At 66.6% G+C, this 22,026-nt stretch carries 24 protein-coding genes; 13 read left to right on the top strand and 11 right to left on the bottom strand.

Translation table 11 applies throughout. The annotated features are described in order from the left end of the window. Positions 1-55 precede the first annotated feature (55 nt). Positions 56-532: a gamma-glutamylcyclotransferase gene (locus ACV7NQ_RS23520; protein ID WP_463365788.1), complete on the top strand. Its 477-nt coding sequence runs from the start codon at positions 56-58 to the stop codon at positions 530-532. 90 nt (positions 533-622) lie between these two features. On the opposite strand, the gene ACV7NQ_RS23515 is transcribed toward ACV7NQ_RS23520, so the two are convergent. After that, positions 623-1,795: a M20 family metallopeptidase gene (locus tag ACV7NQ_RS23515; RefSeq protein ID WP_463361625.1), complete on the bottom strand. Its 1,173-nt coding sequence runs from the start codon at positions 1,793-1,795 to the stop codon at positions 623-625. Between the two features lie 83 nt (positions 1,796-1,878). After that, the gene (locus ACV7NQ_RS23510; protein WP_463365787.1) at positions 1,879-3,027 is read right to left on the bottom strand and encodes a M20 family metallopeptidase; all 1,149 of its coding nucleotides are present in this window, start codon (positions 3,025-3,027) and stop codon (positions 1,879-1,881) included. A gap of 346 nt (positions 3,028-3,373) precedes the next feature. Between ACV7NQ_RS23510 and ACV7NQ_RS23505 the strand changes: the two genes are divergently transcribed. Continuing rightward, positions 3,374-4,153 (top strand): purine-nucleoside phosphorylase, encoded by a 780-nt coding sequence (locus ACV7NQ_RS23505; RefSeq protein WP_463361624.1) that lies wholly within the window; start codon positions 3,374-3,376, stop codon positions 4,151-4,153. Beyond that, a complete protein-coding gene (locus tag ACV7NQ_RS23500) occupies positions 4,154-5,650 on the top strand; it encodes a phospho-sugar mutase (RefSeq protein WP_463361623.1) in 1,497 nt (498 codons plus the stop codon). Positions 5,651-5,721: 71 nt separating this feature from the next. Here the strand turns inward: ACV7NQ_RS23500 and upp are convergent, their stop codons facing one another. Then, a complete protein-coding gene (upp, locus tag ACV7NQ_RS23495) occupies positions 5,722-6,345 on the bottom strand; it encodes a uracil phosphoribosyltransferase (RefSeq protein ID WP_463361622.1) in 624 nt (207 codons plus the stop codon). A 157-nt stretch (positions 6,346-6,502) separates the two neighbouring features. Here upp and ACV7NQ_RS23490 point away from each other — a divergent pair, with 157 nt between their 5' ends. The 5 genes from ACV7NQ_RS23490 (at position 6,503) to ACV7NQ_RS23470 (ending at position 10,000) form a co-directional block, all read left to right on the top strand. Beyond that, positions 6,503-6,817 carry a hypothetical protein gene (locus tag ACV7NQ_RS23490; protein WP_463361621.1) on the top strand — a complete coding sequence of 105 codons (315 nt, stop codon included), beginning with the start codon at positions 6,503-6,505 and terminating at the stop codon, positions 6,815-6,817. Between the two features lie 4 nt (positions 6,818-6,821). Continuing rightward, positions 6,822-7,940, top strand: a complete 1,119-nt coding sequence (locus tag ACV7NQ_RS23485) for a bifunctional WXG100 family type VII secretion target/C40 family peptidase (protein ID WP_463361620.1) — start codon at positions 6,822-6,824, stop codon at positions 7,938-7,940. Continuing rightward, complete coding sequence (locus ACV7NQ_RS23480) at positions 7,937-8,287, top strand: hypothetical protein (protein ID WP_463361619.1); 351 nt, start codon at positions 7,937-7,939, stop codon at positions 8,285-8,287. Before ACV7NQ_RS23485 ends, ACV7NQ_RS23480 begins: the two co-directional genes overlap by 4 nt. 67 nt (positions 8,288-8,354) lie before the next feature. After that, entirely contained in the window at positions 8,355-8,702 is a 348-nt protein-coding gene (locus ACV7NQ_RS23475) for a YbaB/EbfC family nucleoid-associated protein (protein WP_463361618.1), read from the top strand. 26 nt (positions 8,703-8,728) lie between these two features. Next, the gene (locus ACV7NQ_RS23470; protein WP_463361617.1) at positions 8,729-10,000 is read left to right on the top strand and encodes a primosomal protein; all 1,272 of its coding nucleotides are present in this window, start codon (positions 8,729-8,731) and stop codon (positions 9,998-10,000) included. 386 nt (positions 10,001-10,386) lie between these two features. Here ACV7NQ_RS23470 and ACV7NQ_RS23465 read toward each other — a convergent pair whose 3' ends face one another. Both ACV7NQ_RS23465 and ACV7NQ_RS23460 read right to left on the bottom strand, forming a co-directional pair. After that, complete coding sequence (locus ACV7NQ_RS23465) at positions 10,387-11,484, bottom strand: adenosine deaminase (protein ID WP_463361616.1); 1,098 nt, start codon at positions 11,482-11,484, stop codon at positions 10,387-10,389. A gap of 196 nt (positions 11,485-11,680) precedes the next feature. Then, a complete protein-coding gene (locus tag ACV7NQ_RS23460; RefSeq protein ID WP_463361615.1) occupies positions 11,681-12,973 on the bottom strand; it encodes a thymidine phosphorylase in 1,293 nt (430 codons plus the stop codon). Between the two features lie 122 nt (positions 12,974-13,095). Between ACV7NQ_RS23460 and ACV7NQ_RS23455 the strand changes: the two genes are divergently transcribed. Next, entirely contained in the window at positions 13,096-13,338 is a 243-nt protein-coding gene (locus ACV7NQ_RS23455; protein WP_463361614.1) for a hypothetical protein, read from the top strand. A 21-nt stretch (positions 13,339-13,359) separates the two neighbouring features. Here ACV7NQ_RS23455 and ACV7NQ_RS23450 read toward each other — a convergent pair whose 3' ends face one another. After that, a complete protein-coding gene (locus ACV7NQ_RS23450; protein ID WP_463361613.1) occupies positions 13,360-13,761 on the bottom strand; it encodes a cytidine deaminase in 402 nt (133 codons plus the stop codon). A 278-nt stretch (positions 13,762-14,039) separates the two neighbouring features. Here ACV7NQ_RS23450 and sdhC point away from each other — a divergent pair, with 278 nt between their 5' ends. The 4 genes from sdhC (at position 14,040) to ACV7NQ_RS23430 (ending at position 17,506) form a co-directional block, all read left to right on the top strand. Next, positions 14,040-14,438 (top strand): succinate dehydrogenase, cytochrome b556 subunit, encoded by a 399-nt coding sequence (gene sdhC, locus ACV7NQ_RS23445; protein ID WP_463361612.1) that lies wholly within the window; start codon positions 14,040-14,042, stop codon positions 14,436-14,438. A gap of 81 nt (positions 14,439-14,519) precedes the next feature. Next, positions 14,520-14,951, top strand: coding sequence for a succinate dehydrogenase hydrophobic membrane anchor subunit (locus tag ACV7NQ_RS23440; RefSeq protein WP_463361611.1), 432 nt, complete (start codon positions 14,520-14,522; stop codon positions 14,949-14,951). A 15-nt stretch (positions 14,952-14,966) separates the two neighbouring features. Beyond that, positions 14,967-16,733 (top strand): succinate dehydrogenase flavoprotein subunit, encoded by a 1,767-nt coding sequence (gene sdhA / locus ACV7NQ_RS23435; protein ID WP_463361610.1) that lies wholly within the window; start codon positions 14,967-14,969, stop codon positions 16,731-16,733. After that, complete coding sequence (locus ACV7NQ_RS23430; RefSeq protein WP_463361609.1) at positions 16,733-17,506, top strand: succinate dehydrogenase iron-sulfur subunit; 774 nt, start codon at positions 16,733-16,735, stop codon at positions 17,504-17,506. The genes sdhA and ACV7NQ_RS23430 overlap by 1 nt, the downstream gene beginning before the upstream one ends. A gap of 302 nt (positions 17,507-17,808) precedes the next feature. Here ACV7NQ_RS23430 and ACV7NQ_RS23425 read toward each other — a convergent pair whose 3' ends face one another. The 5 genes from ACV7NQ_RS23425 to ACV7NQ_RS23405 form a co-directional block, all read right to left on the bottom strand. Beyond that, positions 17,809-18,417 (bottom strand): hypothetical protein, encoded by a 609-nt coding sequence (locus ACV7NQ_RS23425; protein ID WP_463361608.1) that lies wholly within the window; start codon positions 18,415-18,417, stop codon positions 17,809-17,811. 47 nt (positions 18,418-18,464) lie between these two features. Then, a complete protein-coding gene (locus ACV7NQ_RS23420) occupies positions 18,465-18,761 on the bottom strand; it encodes a hypothetical protein (protein WP_463361607.1) in 297 nt (98 codons plus the stop codon). 201 nt (positions 18,762-18,962) lie between these two features. Continuing rightward, complete coding sequence (locus tag ACV7NQ_RS23415; protein ID WP_463360930.1) at positions 18,963-19,415, bottom strand: DUF6262 family protein; 453 nt, start codon at positions 19,413-19,415, stop codon at positions 18,963-18,965. Next, positions 19,405-20,907 carry a tyrosine-type recombinase/integrase gene (locus tag ACV7NQ_RS23410; protein WP_463360931.1) on the bottom strand — a complete coding sequence of 501 codons (1,503 nt, stop codon included), beginning with the start codon at positions 20,905-20,907 and terminating at the stop codon, positions 19,405-19,407. Before ACV7NQ_RS23410 ends, ACV7NQ_RS23415 begins: the two co-directional genes overlap by 11 nt. Continuing rightward, positions 20,904-22,013, bottom strand: a complete 1,110-nt coding sequence (locus ACV7NQ_RS23405) for a site-specific integrase (RefSeq protein ID WP_463360932.1) — start codon at positions 22,011-22,013, stop codon at positions 20,904-20,906. Before ACV7NQ_RS23405 ends, ACV7NQ_RS23410 begins: the two co-directional genes overlap by 4 nt. Positions 22,014-22,026: the final 13 nt, after the last annotated feature.

The raw sequence follows: 22,026 nt of genomic DNA, 5'->3' as shown, positions 1-22,026 counted from the left end.
TGATCTCTCGTTGGGATAGAGACGATGCGCGCAGGTTATTGGATACCCTTTGCTGGTGCCGATCTACGCCGCTTACGGGTCGAACATGGACTCGTCCCAGATGCTCGAGCGCTGTCCGCACTCCCCCATGTCCGGTACGGGCTGGTTGGAGGGCTGGCGTCTCACCTTCAGTGGCGACGATATCGGCTGGGAGGGACCACTGGCCACCGTCGTCGAAGAGCCTGGCTCACGGGTTTTCGTCGTGCTCTACGACGTCTCCCCCGAGGACGAGCAGCGACTGGATCGCTGGGAGGGTTCCGACTTCGGCATCCACCGCAAGGTCCGGCTGCGCGTCACGCCGAGCCCGGGTAGCGGCGTGGAGCCGATCCTGGCCTGGCTATACGTGCTGGACGCCTACGAGGGCGGCCTACCCTCGGCGCGCTATATCGGTGTGATCGCGGATGCTGCCGAGAAGGCAGGCGCGCCCGAGGACTACGTCCATGCGCTGCGCACCCGCAACAGCCGCAACGTCGGCCCCGGCAACTTCGGCTGACCCGAGACGATTTCGGTCGAACGACCACGGACAAAGCGATGCGGCCGGACCATTCGGGTTCCGGCCGCATCGCTTTCGTGAGATCTGTACTCAGCCCGCTTGCAGCACGATGTTGCTGAGCACGCGGACACCGACCGCCAGCGCACGCTCGTCGATATCGAACGTCGGCTGGTGCAGATCTAGCTGCTCGCCATGACCCGACCAGACACCGAGGCGTGCCATCGCACCCGGCACCTCCTCCAGGTACCAGGAGAAGTCCTCGCCGCCGCCGGACTGCATGGTGTCGGCCAACGCGTCGGGACCGATGCGGCGGATGGCGTCCTCGAAAATTCGGGTCGACTGCTCGTCGTTGACCACCGGCGGCACGCCGCGCTTGTAGTTCAACTGATAGCGCACCCCGGTCGGCGCGAGCAGCCCGTCCACAATCTCCCGCACCATCGGTTCCAGCAGCGACCAGGTCGCGTGATCGCCGGTGCGGACGGTGCCGGTGAGCATGCCGGTCTGCGGAATCGCGTTGGGCGCCTTGCCCGCACTGACCGCACCCCACACCATCACGGTGCTGGTGCGCGGATCGATGCGGCGGCTGAGCAACCCGGGCAACCCGGTGATCACGGTGCCGATGGCGTAGACCAGGTCACTGGTCAGATGCGGTCGCGAGGTGTGCCCGCCCGGTGAATCCAGCACTAGCTCGATGGTGTCGGCGGCCGAGGTGATCGCCCCGACCCGGACTCCGACGCGGCCGACTTCCAGCCGGGGATCGCAATGCAGGGCGAAGATCCGCTCCACACCCTCCATGGCGCCGGTGGCGACCACGTCGATCGCGCCACCCGGCATCACCTCTTCGGCGGGCTGGAACACCAGTCGCACACCCTGTGGCAGATCGGCGTCGGCCAGCGCGAGCGCGGTGCCCAGCAGAATCGCGGTGTGCGCGTCGTGCCCACAGGCGTGCGATACGCCAGGCACGGTGGAAGCGAAGCTGAGTCCGGTGAACTCCTGCAGCGGGAGTGCGTCCATATCGGCGCGCAATCCGATCCGCGGTCCGTCCGGCCCGATGTCACAGATCAGTCCGGTGCCGCCGGGCAGCGGCTGCGGCGACAGCCCGGCCTTGATCAGCCAGGACGAGACGAACTCGGTGGTGGCGAACTCGGTGCGGGAGAGCTCCGGGTTGGCGTGGATGTGTCTGCGCCAATGGACGAGGTCGACGGTGTGCTCGGCCAGCCAGCCCTCGACCGCTTCCTGTCCGGCTGCCACTGGGTTCGACAATGCGGCGCTCCCGAGGCCCGCCGTGGTTACCCACGCTGCCGCCTCCGGGCTTCTCGCTCGCTCCGCCGAACGGCCGGTAGTGCTCACCGAATGTCCTCCTGTCGTTGAACGCACCGTTGCAACAACCTGTCTCTACGAACATAATCGCGGGCGATGGCAATAGCGGTACGCGCAAGCGCGAGCGCACCATCGGTGACCGCACGATCGGCCGAGGCGTTGATACTCGCCGCGGCGAAGCCTGGCTGATGCGTCACCGCCCCACCGGCGTCGATGCCGATGACCGGATGGATGCCCGGTATGACGTTGGTGACGTTGCCCATGTCCGTGCTCCCGAGCGGTCGCTGCGCCTCGAACTCCGGTGCGATCGGCACCCGGCCCAAGTCGACAATCTGCTCGCGATAGGCAAACAGTAAACCCGGATCGGGGGTTAGCTCGGTATATGTCGGCGCAACCGTCCGGATTTCGTGAGTGCAGCCGGTCGCCAGCGCGCCCGCCTCGAAACAAGCCGACGCCCGTTGCATCAGATTATCGAGGGATGCGGAGTCGACTGCGCGTAGGTAATACAGCAGTTCCGCACGTCCGGGCACAATGTTGGGGGCTACGCCACCGTCGCTGACTATACCGTGCAGTTGCTGCCCGGGCCGGAGATGCTGCCTCAGCAACCCCAGAGCTACCTGCGCGACGGTCACCGCGTCACCCGCATTGAGGCCCAGTTCCGGCGCGGCGCTCGCATGCGCCTCGCGGCCGTGGAACAGCACCGACAGGTCCGCCAGCGCCAGCGAGCGCGCGTCGACGATGTCCAACGGACCGGGGTGCACCATCATCGCCATCGCGACGTCGTCGAAGACGCCCCGCTCGAGCATCAGCACCTTGCCGCCGCCGCTCTCCTCGGCGGGCGTGCCGAACACCACGACGGTGATGCCGAGCGCGTCGGCGACCTCTGCGAGGCCGAGCCCGGCGCCGACGGCGGCCGCGGCGATGATGTTATGCCCGCAGGCATGTCCGATCCCCGGCAGCGCGTCGTACTCCGCACAGAGGCCGACCGTGAGTTCGCCGCTACCGTAGCTGGCGCGGAATGCGGTCGGCAGATCGGCGACGCCGGTCTCGATCTCGAAGCCGCGCGCGGCCAACGGCGCGATGGTCTTGGCGACGCTGCGGGTCTCCTCGAAGGCCAGTTCCGGCTCGGCGTGGATGGCGTGCGAGAGGCCGATCAACTCGTCGGCCGCGGCCATGATCGCGGCGTCGGCCAGCGCTCCAGCGTCGAAGGGCGCCGCAGTTCCAGCGTCAAGGGGCACCGCAGCGTGTTCTTCGCTGTATGAATCCTGGTGCCCGCTGCGCGGTGGTGGCATGGCACACAGTGTTACACGCGTCGCGTGTGTGGGTTATCCGGCCGCGAACGCCAGGTTCTCCGGGGTGGTCTCGACCGCGGGGCCGGCCAGCGCCTTGGCGTGCATGCGTGCCGCGTAATGGGGACCCGCGCGCAGACCTACTCACGGGTAGCAAGTTATTCCGGCGCGAATCGGCAGGCGACCGTGAACCCGTCGAGCCACGGGCGCGCCAATCCAATACAGTGAGGTCATGCTTGCCGAACAGGCCGCCGAGGCGATCGCCGAACGTACGGGGGTGCAGCGCCACCGGGTAGCGGTGGTGCTGGGATCGGGCTGGCAGGAGGCGGCCGCGGAGATCGGCACGCCGACCGCGTCGGTGCCGATGCCGGAACTGCCCGGATTCGGGACGCCCAGCGCGCAGGGACACGTCGGCATGGTCCATTCGGTCACAGTCAACGAAACCCCGGTGCTGCTGCTAATGGGCCGCCAGCATCTGTACGAGGGCTACCAGCCCGCCGAGGTCGTGCATCCGGTGACCGCGGCCGTCGCGGCCGGAGCCGAGATCATGGTGCTGACCAATGCGGCGGGCGGGATCCGCGAGGGACTGGACGTCGGCGAGCCGGTGCTGATCGGCGACCATCTCAATCTCACCAGCCGCACGCCGCTGACCGGCGCCACGTTCGTCGATCTCGTCGATGCCTGGGATCCCGAATTGCGCGCGCTGGCAAGGGAAATCGACCCGAGCCTGACCGAGGGCATATACGCGGGCCTGACCGGACCGCAGTACGAGACGCCCGCCGAGATCCGGATGCTGTCCACGATCGGCGCCGACCTGGTCGGCATGTCGACGGTGCTGGAGGCCATCGCCTGCCGTGCGCTCGGCGCCCGGGTGTTGGGGATTTCGCTGGTCACCAACCTGGCCGCGGGCGTCACCGGCGCGCATCTCTCGCACGCCGAGGTACTCGCCGAGGGACACGCGGCGGCACCGCGCCTCGGCAAACTGCTGCGTGGCGTGCTGGAACGGGTCTAGATGCTGCGCTTCGGCACCGCCGGGCTGCGCGGGCCACTACAGGACGGCCCCGACGGCATGAACCCGACCACCGTGGGCAGGGTGACGGCCGGACTTACCGACTGGTTGCGCGGGCGCTGCCTCGGCGGCGGCGCGGTGGTGGTCGGCCGCGACGCTCGGCACGGCTCCGCCGAATTCGCCATTGCCACCGCGGAAATCTTTGCCGCCGCGGGCTTTCCGGTGACGCTGCTGCCACGTCCGCTGCCGACACCGGTCGTCGCGTTCGCGGTGCGGGAACTGGGCGCCGTTGCCGGAGTGCAGATCACCGCGTCACACAACCCCGCGACCGACAACGGCTACAAGGTGTACCTTGACGGCGGCTCGCAGCTGATCGCCCCGGCCGATGCCGAGATCGAACGCTGCATCGAGGCGGTCACCGAACCGATCGCCCGCACTCCGGTCACCCCGGCCGACGACGACCTGGTGCGGCGCTATATCGACCGGGTGGCCCGGCTGCCCGAGCTGATCGGCGGCCCCGGCGAACGCGATGACATCCGGATCGCACTGACCGCGCTGCACGGCGTCGGCGGCGACACCGCGGTGGCAGCCTTCGCCGCTGCGGGATTGCGCCACGTGCACGTGGTCGGCGAACAATTCGCGCCCGACGCCGACTTCCCCACCGTCGCCTTCCCGAATCCCGAAGAACCCGGCGCCACCGACCTTTTGCTCGCCACCGCACAACGGGTCAGCGCGGACATCGCAATCGCCTTGGACCCGGACGCCGATCGCTGTGCCGTCGGCGTCCCGAAGGCCGACGGCGGCTGGCGCATGCTGCGCGGCGACGAAACCGGTGTGCTGCTCGGCGATTACGTACTGCGGACCGCGCCACAGGACGCACTGGTGGCCACCACCATCGTGTCGTCGCGGCTGCTGTCGAAGCTCGCCGCCGCCCGCGGCGCCCGCTACGCCGAAACCCTCACCGGCTTCAAATGGCTGGCCCGAGCAGGCGACGGCCTGGTCTACGCCTACGAGGAAGCCATCGGCCACTGCGTGGACCCGGCCACGGTGCGGGACAAGGACGGCATCTCCGCCGCCATGCTCGCCGCCGACCTGGTCGCCCGGCTGAAGGCCGCGGGCCGCACCCTGTTCGACGAACTCGACGACTACGCAGTCGAATTCGGTCTGCACGCAGGAGATCAGGTATCCCTGCGGCTACCGGACGCGACTGCGGCCGCCGCGGTGGTCGACCGACTGCGCACGGCCCCGCCGGACGAACTCGCCGCCGAGCCGATGAAATACACCGACCTGCTGCAGGTCCGCGGCCGGATGCGCACCGACGCGCTGATTTTCGAGGGCGCCACCTCGCGCGTCGTGATCCGCCCCTCGGGCACCGAGCCGAAACTCAAGTGCTACCTGGAAGTGATCGAACCGGTCGCAGACCGTTCCGCGATCGGTGATGCGACAGCAGCGGCCGAGCAACGCCTCGCGGCGCTACGCGAGTTCTGCCAAGAGCTCTGAAGCAGCCGGGTCCCGCCACCGAAACGTCCTGACATCCGGGTCGTCGAAACTCCCCGGTGCCCGCAATCCCTTCAGCGGGGACCGAATTGGCGATCGCCCGCGTCGCCCAGCCCAGGGACGATGTAGGCGTCCGCATTCAGACCGGTGTCGACCGCAGCCGTGACCAGCCGCACCGGGAACCCCGAATCTGCCAGCGCAGCAACGCCTTCCGGCGCCACGACCACACACACCGCGGTGATGTCGGTGGCGCCGCGGGCGACCAGCAACTCCAGGGTGTGACGCATCGAGCCACCGGTGGCCAGCATCGGGTCGAGCACGTACACCGGCAGGTCGGAGAGATCCTCCGGCAGCGACTCCATATACGGCACCGGCTGATGGGTCTGCTCGTCGCGCGCGATGCCGACGAAGCCGACCCTGGCATCCGGGATCAGTTCGGCGGCAGCGTCGATCATGCCGAGACCGGCCCGCAGCACCGGCACCAACAGCGGCGGCTGCGCCAGCCGCACACCCTCGACGGAGGCGACCGGCGTCGCAACCTCGAACCGTGTCACCGGGGCCGCACGCAGCGCCTCGTAGATCAGGATTCCGGTCAGATCGCGCAACGCCGTTCGGAAGGCCGGGTTCGGCGTGCGGGCATCACGCATGGTAGTCAGCAATGCGGCGGCAAGAGGGTGGTCCACGGTGTGCGTGTGCATGAGGAAACGATAAGGTCGACCCAGAGTTCGATGTCGTTCCTCCGTCCGGAATCTTTTTTGGCAGGGGCTGGAACCGATTCGGAAGGCAGCGCGTCGAACTAGGTGGATGACGTACTCTGCCTGGGAACAAACAGATGGGGGAAGCACTATGCGAAAGATGTCGGCAGACACCGAGGGCATCGCCGCCTATGGCGCGACCGCCCATGTCATGGCCGGTGAAATGGCGGCAGCCGGGGCGGGCGCGGCGGGCGCCGATCCCGCGCTACTCGGTCCGATCATGGGGTTGATCGGTGGTGACTTCATGGCCGCCTACGCCGCGGCCCACGCCGGGCACGTCGCGGCCATCGGCCAGCTCTCGGCGGTGTTGACCAGCATGGGTGGTGCGGCCACCGGCGCCGCCGTCGTCCTCGACGAGACCGACCACACCAACGCCGCCGCGATCAACACCGCGAACCCCGGACTGGGTGGGTGACCAGGTGATCGATATCAACGCGCTGGCCAAGCCGCTGTTCGACCTGCTCGGCAGCTTCGGCTCGGGAGTCTTGCCGAGCGACGGCCCCTCCAACCAACTGCAGGCCACGTCGAACATCATCGATCAGATCCACGCGCTCGGCCGCAACAGCATCAACGACATGAACACCGCGTGGGACGGCCGGGCCGCCGATTCCGCGACCGCGAAGGCGCTGCGGGTGCAGACCTCTGCGGCCACAATCTCCGACCGCGGCAACGATATGGCTACCGTGGTCGACCAGGCCGCCGCCCAGATCGAGACCGGTCAGAAGGAATTGACCGGGATCGTCCAGTCGTTCGTGAACACCGCGGTCGGCATGGGTCCGACGCTGGTGACGCCGGAGGGCCTCGCGGTCATCGTCGGCTCCGCGATCGACCATCTCGGCCAGGCCATGAACGTCGTCGGCCGGGTGCAGAACGAGCTCGGCACGCAGACCGCGTCGATGACCGAACTGACCCCGCCACCGCCGACGTCGCTCGCAACCGTGCCCGCGGGCCTGACCAGCGGCGCAGGCGCGCAGCAGGTGATGTCGGCGTTGACCGGTGTCGGCGGCGCCGCGGGCCAGATGCTCACCAGCATGGTCGGCACCCCCTCGTCGTCCGGCGCGTCACCGTCCAAGCCGAGTTCGCCGAGTACCCCCGGCACGCCGCAGCCCAACAGCGGCTCGGCCGGAGCCAACGACGGCAAGGGTGTGAAAGTCACGCTGCCCGACGGCAGCATCGTCGAGGCGCCGAACGAGCAGGCGGCGACCGCGGTCCGCGCGGCGATCAGCGCCGTCGGCACGCCCTACGTGTGGGGTGGCAATATCCCCGGCGCGGGACTCGATTGCAGTGGGCTCACACAGTACGCATACGGCGAGGCAGGCGTCGATCTGCCCCGGCTGGCCAACCAACAGGGCATGGGGCACACAGGGGTGTCCCCCGGTGATCTGATGCCCGGCGACCTCGCCATCTGGGATGGCCATGTCGCGATGGTGGTCGGCAACGGGCAGTTTGTCGAGGCCGGTGACCCGGTCCAGATCAGCTCGATTCGAACGGAGAACTCAGGCATGGACTTCTACGGCTTCTACAGGCCGACGTCATGACCGAGCCGAAGCCACCAGCCGTCCCCAACGTCACCGTGGCGGCGAGCTCCAACCGCTCCGGCACCATCTCGGTCCGCGCCACCGATCAGGGCATGCCGGTCGAGATCAAATTCGAGCGCAGTGAATACCGTTACGGCGCACAGACTCTGGCCGACGAGATCCTCCGGCTGACCAAGCGCTCCACCGTCGCCGCACGGGCCCGCAGGCGCGAACTGCTTGCCGAGGCCGGCATGCCCGCCGACATCCTGGACCGCCTCAACCTGCCGACCCGCCAGGCCGCGGTCGACGAGCTGGACCGGATCGACGACGCGGACACGGGACCCACGAGCTGGATGAGGCCGGTATGAGTGAGCGAAGCATGGGCACAGCGCGCCCCGCGCTCATGACGGAGCCGAGCGCCAGCGAGGCGCAGTCATGAGCGCGGAGATGGACGCTCTCGTCGCCAACGCGACGCAGAAGCTGGAGGCGCTCGAGGCCGCGCTGTACGGCCTCGGGCAGGTGCGCGGCCGGTTCCGCACCGAAGACGGCGCGGTCAGCACCGAGGTCGACAGTGACGGCGCACTGGTCTCGCTGACCCTCTCGGAGTCGGTTACTTCGCTGCCGCCAGCCGAGGTCGGACAGCTCATCGTGTGGGCCTGTAGGCAGGCCGCCGAGGACGCTGGCACCCAGCGTTCGAAGGTCGTTGCGACACTGAACGAGTCGTTCGTCCCGGCGCCGGAGGGCGCTCCGGGAACCATTGGGGGCAGGCCGGATAGTGCCTGACGCGGAAGGTCGTTAGGCTTCCGCTCATGGCTTCTGGAGACATCGTCCCGATCGAGCTCGGCCTGACCGACGGCGATCTCGTCACCCTGTGGGCACCGCGCTGGCGCGACGGTGACGACGAGTGGGAGGCATTCCTCGGTCATGAGGATTCCCTCTACGGTTTCGAGTCCGTCGCGGAACTGGCCGCGTTCATCCGGACCAACTCCGACAACGACCTCATCGACCATCCGGCGTGGAAGGTCGTCGCCGGGCTGTCCGCGGTGGAGCTGGAGCCGGAGGAGAACTTCTCCTTCGATCTGGTCGCGGTGCCGGAGCTGGCCGCGGGCGATGCCGACGTGGACACCATCGCGGAGCTCGAGGACACCCTCGCCATGGTTCGCAATATCGGCGAGGTGTGTGAGCTGGAGGTGGTGACCAAGTTCTTCGGCTCGCATCCCGTGCTCGGCGCGCTGCCGGGCGGGGTCAGCGCCTTCCTCGGGCGCGACGGCGAAGAACTGTGGGACCAGATCGGCGCCGCCATCGCCAAGGGCTGGGACGACGTACTCGATGCCATCGACTCGGTGGTGCAGACCCCGGATGTCGACACCGAGGCGGTGGCCGTCGCGGAGGCGGAGCTGCTCGCCGCCGAGGAGAACGTCGTCGACGCCGACGATGTGGCCGACGGCGAGGAAGAGGAAGAGTTCGAGACCGTCGATCTCGACGCGGACGACGAAGAGGAAGACGAAGACGAGGAGGAGGAGGAGGAGGACGAGTCGTTCTGGCATGAGGTCGGCATCGACCCGGTCAAGATCGTCACGTCCGATGGCAGCTACTTCACGCTGCGCTGCTACCTCGACGACGAGCCGATCTTCCTCGGCAAGGACGGCTCGATCACCGTATTCGGCTCCGAGCGGGCCCTGGCCCGCTACCTGGCCGACGACCACGAGCACGATCTGGCGCGGGTGAGCACCTACACCGACGTGCAGACCGCCGCCGTTGACGGATCGCTCGAGGTCGAGGTCACCGACGAGAACGTCTACGTGCTGCCCGGCCTGGCCGACGATCTGGCCGAGGGCCCGGAGGCGGTCGACATCGAGCAGCTCGATCTGGCGGTCGAACTGTTCACCGACGCCGCCGACTACGCCGACGACGACACGGTGGAGCAGGCGTTGGCCCAGTCCAACCCGCTCGGCTGGTACGTCTCCTACCTGCTGAACCCGGACCCGAACCGGATGGCCCCCAACCCGCCGTTCGCCGCCGAAGCGCAGAATTGGCGCGACCTGGAGCGCAACTTCGAGAGTCGGCTTGCCCAGCAGTGAGCGAGCGAGCCTCCGGATTCGGACGCGGTTCGACGGGCCGCCCGAATCCGGCAACGTCGCGGGGCCATGGGTTCCCGACGATTCGCTGCCGCTGGACACCGCCGTGTGTGGGCCGCGATGGACTGCCCCGGCGGCTGGTCGCTGCCCGGGATGTTCGAGCGGCCCGCGGTGCTCGGTTCGATGACGGCCACCGTGCACGCGCGGCCCGAAGTCGGCGAGTGCGTGTGTGGCCGTCGGCGAGAACCACGGCGCACAAGGCCGCAAGTCTTTCGCCTCGACGACCCTCTATGGTGCGGACACTCGTCTGCTCGGCCGGGCCGAACAGATCTGGATCCGTCTCAACTAGATCCAGCCCGAGCGTTCGCGGAAGCTGTTGGCGCCCTTGGCTATCCGAGCAGAACCGCGTAGCCCGGCTTGATGATGTCGTCGATGATGCGAAGCCGCTCCGGGAACGGGATGAACGCCGACTTCATGGCGTTGATGGTGAAGCGCTCCAGGTCGCTCCAGCCGTAGCCGAAGGTGTCCACCAGCTTCGCCATCTCCTTGCTCATGGCGGTGTCGCTCATCAGGCGGTTGTCGGTGTTGACGGTGACGCGGAAGCGCAGCCGGGCGAGAAGATCAAAGGGGTGCTTGTCCAGCGAGGGAACTGCGCCGGTCTGCACGTTCGACGACGGACACAGCTCGAGCGGAATCCGCATGTCGCGCACATAGTTCGCGACCAGCCCGAGGCGGGCGTCCTCGATCGCGCCGGGGACGGTGATGTCGTCGGTGATCCGCACACCGTGGCCGAGCCGGTCGCAGCCGCAGAAGGCGAGTGCCTCGTGGATCGAGGGCAGCCCGAACGCCTCACCCGCGTGAATGGTGAAGTGCGCGCTGTTGGCCCGCATGTATTCGAAGGCATCCAGATGCCGGCTGGGTGGGTAACCCGCCTCCGCGCCCGCGATATCGAAGCCGCCGACGCCGCGGTCGCGGAATCGGACCGTGAGCTCGGCGATCTCGCGTGAGCGCGCCGCGTGCCGCATGGCGGTGAGCAGGCAGGTCACCACGATGGGGCGACCTTCCGCCGCGGCGGCCGCCTCCCCTTCGCGGAAGCCGGCCAGGGTGTGCTCGACCACCTCGTCCAGCGTCAGCCCGCGTTCCAAATGCTGTTCGGGCGCGAAACGCACCTCGGCGTACACCACGCCGTCGGCGGCCAGGTCTTCCGCGCATTCGCGAGCGACCCGTCGCAGGCCCTCCGGTGTCTGCATCACCGCGACGGTGTGGGCGAAGGTTTCCAGATAGAGCTCCAACGAGCCGCTGTCGGCCGCGTCGCGGAACCATGCGGCGAGCGCCGCCTCGTCGGAGGCGGGTAGTTCGTCGTAACCGCAATCGGCGGCGAGCTCCAAAACCGTCGCGGGCCGCAAGCCACCATCGAGGTGATCGTGTAGCAACGCCTTGGGAGCTCGGCGGATCGAGGCAAGGGTCAAAGGCATCGGTCCTGTCATGAACACACGTTAGCCGCATGACCGGGGTCAAGCTGCCCACTTGGTGCGCGTCATCACTTGTGATCGCCCTCTCGGGCGCGTCGCCCCGAGACATCGACCTCATCTCGTCCGCTCGGGTCGCCGTCCCCGGCGTAATGGCGTAAAGGCCCGCTGAAGAATCGCTTGGCCAACTGAGTCTTTCGATACGATGCTCGGCTCAGGTCCCGATCCTGTCGAGGATCAGCTCGGTGTTCGGCTTCGAGTCGCCGCCGTCGTTGATGGTGATGACATCGCTGAGGGCGGCAAGAGCGCCGGAGAATGCTTCGGGGGTATCGGTGTGCAGCATGAGCAGCGGTTGGCCCGCGGTGACCGAATCGCCGGGCTTAGCACGCATTTCGATGCCCGCACCGGCCTGCACCGGATCACCCTGTCTGGCGCGGCCCGCGCCGAGCCGCCAGGCGGCGATGCCGACGCCCATCGCGTCGATGCCGGTGAGCATGCCGTCCCGCTCGGCGCGCACGATCTCGGTGTGTTTCGCGCGCGGCAGCGGCGCGTCCGGGTCACCGCCCTGCGCCTGGATCATCGCGCGCCAGTGGTCCATCGCGCGACCGTCGGCAAGGACGTCGGCGGGGTCGATGTCGAGTCCGGCCTGCGCGACCATCTCGCGAGCCAGGGTGAGGGTCAGCTCGACGACATCGGCGGGGCCGCCACCGGCGAGCACCTCCACCGACTCAGCGACCTCGAGTGCATTGCCCGCGGTGCGACCGAGCGGAGTGTCCATCGCGGTCAGCAGCGCGACGGTCCGCACCCCGGCGTCGGTGCCGAGTTCGACCATCGCCGTTGCCAATTCGCGGGCGCCCTCGATGGTCTTCAGGAACGCGCCGGAGCCGACCTTTACGTCCAGCACCAGCGCGGCGGTCCCCTCCGCGATCTTCTTGCTCATGATCGAGCTCGCGATCAGTGGGATGGATTCGACGGTCCCCGTGACATCGCGCAGCGCGTAGAGCCGCTTGTCCGCCGGGGCCAGGTCGGCGCCCGCCGCGCACACCACGGCGCCGATGCTCGGGTCGGCCAATATCTCCCGCATCCGCGCCACCGGCACGTCGGCCTGCCAGCCGGGAATCGCCTCGAGCTTGTCCAAGGTGCCGCCGGTGTGCCCGAGCCCGCGGCCGGACAGCTGCGGCACCACCGCGCCGCAGGCCGCGACCAACGGCGCCAACGGCAGCGTGATCTTGTCGCCCACCCCACCGGTCGAATGCTTGTCCACCGTCGGCCGCGGCAGATCGGTGAAGTCCATCCGCTGTCCCGACGCGATCATTGCCGCCGTCCACCGCGCGGTCTCGCGTCGCGTCATCCCCCGCCACACCACCGCCATCGCCAACGCCGCCATCTGCTCGTCGGCGACCGCTCCCTTGGTGAATCCATCGACCACCCGGTCGATCTGCGCGTCCGACAGCTCCCCGCCGTCCCGCTTGGTGGTGATGATCGAAACCGCGTCCAATGCCGTCACTCGGCCAGTCTGGCACGACATCCCGCCGAACCCTGGTTCATGTCGGTGGCCTCCGATAGCCTCTGCGCATCATCCGATCGAGGCTGGGGGCAGCGATGACATATGCGCACATGGATCGACGCGTGACGAAGCTCGAGACACGCGTCCGTGACGTCGAGGAAGGCTTCGGCGAGTCTCAGCTGAAGTTGACGCGACGAGTGACCGGACTCGAGATCTGGGCCGGCCGAGTCACCGACCACTCGAACGGCGTTGGACGAAGCTTGACCCTCATCATGGAGCGGCTCGGGATTCCGCCGACCGATATTCCGGAGGTCACGATGGCCACCGACGAGGAGATCGACGCCGCGCTCGACGCAGACTGCTGACGACCTTTACCCGCCGCAGCCTTACCGCTGCCCGGCGTCTAGGTCGTCCGGGCCGAAAGCGTCGGGGAGCAGGGTTCGTAGCGGGACGGGTCCGGGCTTGTGGTCGATCATGAGGTCGGGCCCGCCGTGTTCATAGAGCAGCTGCCGGCAACGGCCGCAGGGCATCAGGATTTCGCCGCGGGAATCGGTCACGGAGACGGCTATCAAGCGGCCTCCACCACCCGAATGCAAGTTACCGACGAGTACGCATTCGGCACAAAGACCCAACCCGTATGAGACATTTTCCACATTGCACCCGCATACAATTCGGCCGTCGGCGCGCAGCGCCGCCGCGCCGACCGGGAACCGCGAGTACGGCGCATAGGCGTTACGCATAACTCGAATAGCATTGTCGCGCAATATATTCCAGTCGATTTCCGGCATCGACTACCTCCCGTGAACCAGGCCGAACAAGGCCGTGCGAGGGCCGCCGCGCAACCCTCTACATGACAAGAAAGGTAAACCTAACTCGCCCGATTATCGCGCAACGCACGGCACGCCGAATTAGTTCCGGCATTGCGAGGGGATTAGAGTCCACAACAGATCGGTTCAGGTTCCCGGCGGCGGGCCGGAGCGCAGCCACCTGGGCAAACGCACCCAGCGCATGCCGGCGTCGGATCTGTGACCGGGTCCATCAACGACGTTGGAGGCGACCGCACTCTATGACCACGATAGAAGCTCCGGCACAGCCGAAGCGGAAGACGCTGTACCGAGGCGACCCCGGAATGTGGTCCTGGGCGCTGCACCGGATCACCGGTGTCACCATCTTCTTTTTCCTCTTCGTGCACGTCTTGGACACCGCGCTGGTTCGGGTCAGCCCCGACACGTACAACTCGGCGATCGAGATCTACAAGAACCCGATCGTCGCGCTGATGGAGATGGGTCTTGTTGTGTGCGTGCTGTTCCACGCGCTCAACGGCGTCCGGGTGATGCTGGTCGACTTCTGGGCCAAGGGCCCGAAGTACCAGCGCCTGATGCTCTGGATCATCCTCGCGGTCTGGTTCCTGTTGGTGGTGCCCGCGATCGGCCGCCAGTTCTTCTACCTGTTCACGGAGCACTGATATGAGTGAGTGCAGCGAGCGAACAATGAACGCAGCCGCCAGTGCGCTCATGCCGGAACCCAGCGTCAGCGAGGTGGAGGCATGAGCGCACCCATTATCGGTAAGTCCTACGACCGGCCGGCCAGCTTGGACCTGCCCCGCTCGCCGCGGGCCCGCTCCAACACAAACTTCGAGAAGTACGCGTGGCTGTTCATGCGCTTCTCCGGCCTGCTGCTGATTGTGCTCGTGCTCGGGCACATGACGATCATGCTGCTGCTCGACGGCGGCGTGAAGCGGCTGAACTTCGCCTTCGTGGCGGGTCGCTGGTCCAGCCCGTTCTGGCAGCTCTGGGATCTGGCCATGCTGTGGCTGGCCCAGCTGCACGGTGGCAACGGGCTGCGCACCGTGATCGCGGATTACGCCCGCAAGGACTCGACCCGGTTCTGGCTGAACACCGCGCTGGTCGTCTCGATGATCCTGATCATGACCGTCGGCACCTACGTCATCTTCACCTTCGACCCCAACATCAGTTAGGAACAGGCCACCTCGATGAGTGAATCCCGGATTCAGGAGCATCGCTACGACGTCGTGATTGTCGGTGCCGGTGGCGCCGGCATGCGCGCGGCGATCGAGGCCGGCCCCCGGGCGCGCACCGCCGTACTGACCAAGCTCTACCCGACCCGCAGCCACACCGGTGCGGCGCAGGGTGGCATGTGCGCCGCGCTGGCCAATGTCGAAGAAGACAACTGGGAATGGCACACCTTCGACACCGTCAAGGGTGGCGACTATCTGGTCGACCAGGACGCCGCGGAGATCATGGCCAAAGAGGCCATCGACGCGGTGATGGACCTGGAAAAGATGGGTCTGCCGTTCAACCGCACCCCCGAGGGCAAGATCGACCAGCGCCGCTTCGGCGGACACACCCGCGATCACGGCAAGGCCCCGGTCCGCCGCGCTTGCTACGCAGCCGACCGCACCGGTCATATGATCCTGCAGACGCTCTACCAGAACTGCGTCAAGCACGACGTGGAGTTCTACAACGAGTTCTACGTGCTCGACCTGGTGATCAGCGAGACCGACCGCGGCAAGGTCGCGACCGGCGTCGTCGCATACGAGCTGGCCACCGGTGAAATCCACGTCTTCCACGCGAAGTCGATCATCTTCGCCACCGGCGGCTCGGGCCGAATGTACAAGACCACCTCGAACGCGCACACGCTGACCGGCGACGGCATGGCGATCGTGTTCCGCAAGGGTCTGCCGCTGGAGGACATGGAGTTCCACCAGTTCCATCCGACAGGTCTCGCAGGCCTCGGCATCCTCATCTCCGAGGCCGTCCGCGGCGAGGGTGGCATCCTGCGCAATGCCAGCGGCGAGCGCTTCATGGAGCGCTACGCCCCCACCATCAAGGACCTCGCGCCGCGTGACATCGTCGCCCGCTCGATGGTGCTCGAAGTGCTGGAAGGCCGCGGCGCCGGACCAGACAAGGACTACGTCTACATCGACGTGACCCACCTCGGCGAGGACGTGCTCGAGGAGAAGCTGCCCGACATCACCGAATTCGCCCGCACCTACCTGGGTGTGGACCCGGTGAAGGAACTGGTGCCGGTTATGCCGACCTGTCACTACGTGATGGGTGGCATCCCGACCCGGATCCGCGGCGAGGTGCTGCGCAACAACACCGATGTGGTGCCCGGCCTGTACGCGGCGGGCGAGTGCGCGTGTGTTTCGGTGCACGGCTCCAACCGCCTCGGCACCAACTCGCTGCTGGACATCAACGTGTTCGGCCGCCGCGCCGGCATCGCCGCCGCGGAGTACGCGCACCGCACGGAGTTCGTGGAGATGCCGGAGAACCCGGCGCAGATGGTGCAGGACTGGCTGGCGTTGATCCTGTCCGACCACGGCAACGAGCGGGTCGCCGACATCCGCACTGAGCTGCAGTACACGATGGACATGAATGCCGCCGTGTTCCGCACCGAGGACACCCTCAAGCAGGCCCTCACCGACATTCACTCGCTCAAGGAGCGGTACTCGCGGATCACGGTGCAGGACAAGGGCAAGCGCTACAACAGCGACCTGCTCGAGGCCGTCGAGCTCGGCTTCCTGCTCGAGCTTGCCGAGGTCACCGTGGCCGGCGCGCTCAACCGCAAGGAATCGCGCGGCGGCCACGCGCGCGAGGACTACCCGGACCGCGACGACGTGAACTTCATGCGGCACACGATGGCCTACAAGGAGAGCCCGGATCTCATTTCGGATATCCGCCTCGACTTCAAGCCGGTGGTGCAGACCCGTTACGAGCCGATGGAGCGTAAGTACTGATGACTGCTGTAGCCGAAGCACCCACATCGCAGAAGCCGGCGCCGGTCCCCGACGGGTCGGTCATGGTCACCGTCAAGGTCGCCCGGTTCAACCCGGAGGACGACAAGGGCGCGCACTGGGAGTCGTTCCGGGTGCCGGTCCTGACGACCGACCGCTTCCTGAACGTGCTCATCTACATCAAGTCCTACCTGGACGGCACGCTCACCTTCCGGCGCTCCTGTGCGCACGGTGTGTGTGGTTCCGACGCCATGCGGATCAACGGTGTGAACCGACTGGCCTGCAAGGTTCTGATGAAGGACATGGTGCCCAAGGACGGCAAGTCCGTCACCGTCACCGTCGAGCCGATCCGCGGCCTGCCCGTGGAAAAGGACCTCGTGGTGAACATGGAGCCGTTCTTCGACGCGTTCCGCGCCGTGAAGCCCTACCTGATCACCACCGGTAACGAGCCCACCCGCGAACGCATCCAGAGCCAAGCCGACCGCGCCAGGTTCGACGACACCACCAAGTGCATCCTCTGCGCCTGCTGCACCACCTCCTGCCCCGTCTACTGGAGCGACGGCAGCTACTTCGGCCCGGCCGCGATCGTGAACGCCCACCGCTTCATCTTCGACAGCCGCGACGAAGCCGCCCGCGAACGCCTCGACATCCTCAACGACGTCGAAGGCGTCTGGCGCTGCCGCACCACCTTCAACTGCACCGACGCCTGCCCCCGCGGCATCGAAGTCACCAAGGCCATCCAAGAAGTCAAGCGCGCGTTGCTCTTCGCCCGCTGACCTCCACCGTGGTCTGACACGGTCAGCCGACGAAGGCCGCCCTCATCGAAAGATAAAGGCGGCCTTCGTCGTTCCGCTCACGGTGTTGTCGGTAGCCCGTGCTCCAGCAGGTCGAAAACCGTGTCAAGGGCGGCGCGTGGGTCGGTTCCGCGCCGACGAATTGTGGGATTTCCAGGATATAGCGGGCGGTGAGATCGTCTGGGGCGCGGCCAATTTCGGCCGATCGATGTCACAAAGGTCGGTGTCGGCCAGCCCTGTTGTCCGCGCCACAAACCGGTTGGGGTACAAGGAATCTGCTATCGCTAGTCCCACAGATCGCCGCACGGCAGCAACGGCTGATCCGGACGCACGTCGTCGTCGACGGTGACCACCAACCCCAGCTCCGAAAGGCCGCTTGCCAACTCGTCGGCCACGTTGTGGGCTTGTTCGGCCGATGCCTGGTAATCCAGCTTCAACGCGCCGGACTCGATATGCACATGCAGGATGCGCTTCGGCGGGTCAGGTGCCATCGCGGAATCACAGCCCCCAGCCCCCGCTGGGATTCGCCGGGTCGCTTCGACCTCGGTCGCCGGCTGGTGGTAGGCGTTGCTGGGATGAAGGAGCTCGTCGAGGATCACCCCGATGCGGCGTCTGCTCATCGTAGGGTTCGCGGCTGGTGTTGATGGCGAGGTTTGTCGCGCACATCCTGCGGCCACTGGTGTGGTGGCTTCCAGTTGCGCCCACGCCTGCCGCGCGGCGGCGGGGGCGTGTTCCCACTCGGCGCGGATGGTGTCGATGTGGTCCAGCGTCGCGTGCAGCTCACCGGGGGTGAGGTCGTGCTCAGAGGCGGCTGCGGCGAGCTGGGTGGCGATCTGCTGGACGCGGGCGAAATCTGCGTGCAGGCGCTGTTCCCACGCCTGGGTGGTGATCATCGGACACCTCCTGGCGTCGGGTCGTGGTTCGGCAGCGGCATCATCACTTATGCGGCAGGACAAGTGGAGCCGATGTTCAGCTCGGACTCGATGGCGGTAGCAGCGAAATGTAGCCCGGCCTCCCGCAACTCGGTGATCCGGGCGCGGACTGTGTCCTCGCCGTACTCGCGGACGACGTCGGCAATTCCAAGGCGGCGCGGCGGGGAGCCGATCCCGGTGTCGGTCGCCGACCACAACCCCATGAGTGCGCTTTCCCTTCGATTGGCGTATCGCCCGCCGGTCAGCGAGTTGTTCCCGCCACCATTTCCTGTGCAAGTCTCGGCCGATAGGTATGTCCTGGTCATCGGGGGCATCTAGGGATTTGATCCGGTCCAGCCTCCTGCAATGGGCTTGTGGACCTCAAAGTCAGACCCGGAAGCCGAGTAGCCATCCTGTCGAGAAACGAGCGTTATCTAGAGCCGCTGATTGCCCCGGTGGTGCTGACCTGCGTCTGTTTGTCGGCGACAACGTCGCCGACAAACAGACGATCCTGATGGGATGGTTGATCAGCACGGGCCGATCGTTATGGACCTGGAACGCGGTGGAGGGCTGGGAGATTCGATTTCAGGTGCGGGGCGAATGCCCGCGTGCCGAAGATGGCCGAGTGCTTCTGCGAGTTGGCGTCGCAGCCGCTGGTTTTCCTCGGCCAGTTCCCGGTTTCTGGTATTCGCGAGTTCCAGTCGGCGGACCAGCGATGGGTCGCTGGTGCGATGACGTGCTGGTAGCGACGTTTCCGGGGCGCGGCGTTTGAGATCGCGTAGCCTCTGGATCTCGGCTCGGATGTCGAGCTGGGAGTAGAGCCAGGATCGCGAGACCTCTGCGGCGGCGGCAACGGTCTGGAAGGTCACGGGTGCGCCAGCGGCATCCAGTTCGCGGATTGCTCGTATGGCCTTGCTGCGGGTTAGTTCGTGCCGGTGATGTGCTGCGGCAACGAGGTGCCGGCTGTTGTCAGCTCGCATCCGCCGCTCCTTGCTCGGTGGAATTAGGGCCGTTTTCGAGGGCGGTGATGATGTTGTTCAGGTTGCCGAGAATCTGCTCATTCATCTCCGCAAGGCGCTGCTGGCCGCGGGCATCGGCGGCGGAGATCAGTTCGATGACCTGCTGGCGGTGCTGTCGATGCTGTGGGAGGAACTCGGCGGTAGTCACGAACATCGGGCAGGTCAAACACGCGTTGGCATGCGGACAGGTTCTCACCAGCGGAAGCCCGCAGTATCCGTTCGGCAGGGCCTGGGTCGCCCGGCTGACACGCTGTTTGGCCCAGGACACCTCGGCGAGTGGTCCATCCGGATCGAGGACGACGGTATCGCCAGCGGCGCCGACTTTGTGGGCGGCTTCCCAGTGGCGACGGATAGTCGTATCAGACAGCCGGGCATATCGCGCGGTCATCAGGTGTGAATCGTGATCGAGAATCCGGCGGACCACTTCCTGCGGAACGTCGCGGTTGATCAGCCGGGTCCCGAGAGTATGCCGCCACTGGTGCGGCGTGACCCGGACCCGCTGCCCGTTCTCGTCTCGGATATCGCACCGCGCCAACCACCTGCGCAGAGCGCGGCGATAGACGTCACCGTAAATGGGCCTTTGACCGTCTGGATTGTTCCTCTCTTGCGAGAACAGGCGCGGAACCCCTTGCGGCCATTGACCTTCCAGATCGTGCAGGTGCTGTTTGATGGCTTGTTCCAGTTCCTCGTCGATGGGCACCAACGCTTCCCGGCGCATCTTGTGGTTGAAGTACCTCAGATAAGGCGCGCCTTCGCCGTCACGAACGATGCAGTCGACGCCGAGACCGAGCGCGTCGGTAACGCGTAGCCCGGATCGCATGAGGATGAGTGTCACCAGCCGATATGCGGGAATGCGCCACTTGTCGAGATTCTGAGGGCTCTCCAGTTGCGCCATGACGTGGTCGCTCAACGCCCGCGGCAGCCACTCACCATCCTTGGGGATGTCCTCCGGGAAGAACATGGCGCTGACCGGCAGCGCAGTGTCCCAGCCATGCTGGCGGATCGCGATCAAGAACTGATTGAGCTGCCCGATCATGTGACGGTGCATCACCCGCCCACCACATTCGGAGTGCAGATGAGCCAGATACCGCTCCAGCAGTAATCGATCGATTTCTCCAAGGTGGCGGACCGGAATCGGCTGTGCAGCAAGGAATTCAGCGAACCTGGTGATCGCGCGAACGCCCAAGCCGACGGTCTCGCTGGTCCTTCCGACCGAGATCCGCCACCTTGACCACCGCTTGGCCAACTCCTTCAGCCAGCCTTGAGGGATGCCGCCGAACCGCAGATACGCCAGATGCCCGTGTTCGCGGCGCGCACCGACCCGACGGAGATTCCAGGTGTCGCGACTGTATTCCTCGGCCCAGGGGTCGTCGTCGCGGCTGGCCGCACGGATTTGAGGCCGCCGGTTTCCACTGGCCTCACTGATGTCGCTGATCGAGGCACTCGAGTTCACAACGTCACCTCGTTCCCGCTGAACCATCCGGCTTTCTCAAGGATTTTCCGGGCGTCTTCGACGGTGAGGTGACCGTAGACGGTCGAGGTGACGGTCAGACTGGCGTGGCCGAGCAGCTTCGACACGACCTCGATCGGCACACCGTCCCGCAGCATCCGGGTGGCTGCGGTGTGCCGGCACCAGTGCGGATCGAAGTCGATTCCGGTCCGTTGCCGTAGGCGGCAGACCAGGTCGTAGACCGCCGGATACGACCAGGGACGCCCGTATGGACCGGCCCAGAGGTTGACGAAGACATAGTCCGAATCCAGGTCCCCGTACTCTCCATGCAGATAGTCGGCATAGAGGCGAACCAGCTCGCCGCTGACGGGGATCGCCCGTGGCCGTTGGGATTTCGTGCGAGCACCGTTGTCGTTGTCCCGCGGCACGATGCTGATTTCCCGCTCAGCGGCAGCGATGTCCTCATGTCGCAGGCCCAACGCTTCGCCGATCCGCATGCCGGTCTCGTGCAGCAGGGCGAACAGGAACCTGTCGCGTAGCCGGTCGCAACCGTTCAGAATGGCCTGCATCTCGGCGACGGTCAGCACCCGCGGAAGTTTCCGAGGCGCTTTCAAAGCGATCGCGCGCCAAGCCTGCGGCTCTCGCTTGGTGACATGATGCAGGAACGGCTTCCAGCCCGTTCCCCGACGATGACCGGCCGGCTGCCACGTCACCAGCAGTTCGCCCAAGTCCACGCCATTACGGGTGGCGTGCTGGTAAAAGGCGCTGACCGCCGACAGCTTCCTGTTCACGGTCGATTCCGTGCAGTGATACTCCACCGATGGCAGTACGGCCACCGACCCGTCCCGAGTGTTCGGCGGCCGCCGCAGCCACGACACGAACTCCGCGACATCCTCCAGCCGGACCGCCCGCCAGTCGATCTCCTTCTGGCTGAGGAAGACGAACCAGTCCTTTAGATCGTGGGCATACGCCTTGATCGTGTTCGGCGACCGCTCGATGTCGGTCAGATACGCCAGATACCGCTCCACCGGTCCCACCGGCCCGTCGTCGCCGAGGACCGTCCACGACTCACGTCGCGAGACCGGGGACAACACCCGCACCACATGCATCGCTCCTCCAAGA

Source organism: Nocardia sp. Tas62D01, from assembly GCF_055232035.1.
The sequence above is the reverse complement of the archived record's forward strand: the minus strand, read 5'-3'. Positions and strand labels throughout refer to the sequence as shown.

Coding starts and splice junctions, on each gene's coding strand:
- ACV7NQ_RS23470 (WP_463361617.1), top strand. CDS start 8,729: ATGGCTTCTGGAGACATCGTCCCGATCGAGCTCGGCCTGACCGACGGC.
- ACV7NQ_RS23405 (WP_463360932.1), bottom strand. CDS start 22,013: ATGCATGTGGTGCGGGTGTTGTCCCCGGTCTCGCGACGTGAGTCGTGG.
- upp (WP_463361622.1), bottom strand. CDS start 6,345: ATGCACACGCACACCGTGGACCACCCTCTTGCCGCCGCATTGCTGACT.
- ACV7NQ_RS23420 (WP_463361607.1), bottom strand. CDS start 18,761: ATGACCAGGACATACCTATCGGCCGAGACTTGCACAGGAAATGGTGGC.
- ACV7NQ_RS23465 (WP_463361616.1), bottom strand. CDS start 11,484: ATGACAGGACCGATGCCTTTGACCCTTGCCTCGATCCGCCGAGCTCCC.
- ACV7NQ_RS23450 (WP_463361613.1), bottom strand. CDS start 13,761: ATGCCGGAAATCGACTGGAATATATTGCGCGACAATGCTATTCGAGTT.
- ACV7NQ_RS23475 (WP_463361618.1), top strand. CDS start 8,355: ATGAGCGCGGAGATGGACGCTCTCGTCGCCAACGCGACGCAGAAGCTG.
- ACV7NQ_RS23510 (WP_463365787.1), bottom strand. CDS start 3,027: ATGGCCGCGGCCGACGAGTTGATCGGCCTCTCGCACGCCATCCACGCC.
- ACV7NQ_RS23500 (WP_463361623.1), top strand. CDS start 4,154: ATGCTGCGCTTCGGCACCGCCGGGCTGCGCGGGCCACTACAGGACGGC.
- sdhA (WP_463361610.1), top strand. CDS start 14,967: ATGAGTGAATCCCGGATTCAGGAGCATCGCTACGACGTCGTGATTGTC.
- ACV7NQ_RS23490 (WP_463361621.1), top strand. CDS start 6,503: ATGTCGGCAGACACCGAGGGCATCGCCGCCTATGGCGCGACCGCCCAT.
- ACV7NQ_RS23415 (WP_463360930.1), bottom strand. CDS start 19,415: ATGCGAGCTGACAACAGCCGGCACCTCGTTGCCGCAGCACATCACCGG.
- ACV7NQ_RS23430 (WP_463361609.1), top strand. CDS start 16,733: ATGACTGCTGTAGCCGAAGCACCCACATCGCAGAAGCCGGCGCCGGTC.
- ACV7NQ_RS23480 (WP_463361619.1), top strand. CDS start 7,937: ATGACCGAGCCGAAGCCACCAGCCGTCCCCAACGTCACCGTGGCGGCG.
- ACV7NQ_RS23505 (WP_463361624.1), top strand. CDS start 3,374: ATGCTTGCCGAACAGGCCGCCGAGGCGATCGCCGAACGTACGGGGGTG.
- ACV7NQ_RS23425 (WP_463361608.1), bottom strand. CDS start 18,417: ATGATCACCACCCAGGCGTGGGAACAGCGCCTGCACGCAGATTTCGCC.
- ACV7NQ_RS23440 (WP_463361611.1), top strand. CDS start 14,520: ATGAGCGCACCCATTATCGGTAAGTCCTACGACCGGCCGGCCAGCTTG.
- sdhC (WP_463361612.1), top strand. CDS start 14,040: ATGACCACGATAGAAGCTCCGGCACAGCCGAAGCGGAAGACGCTGTAC.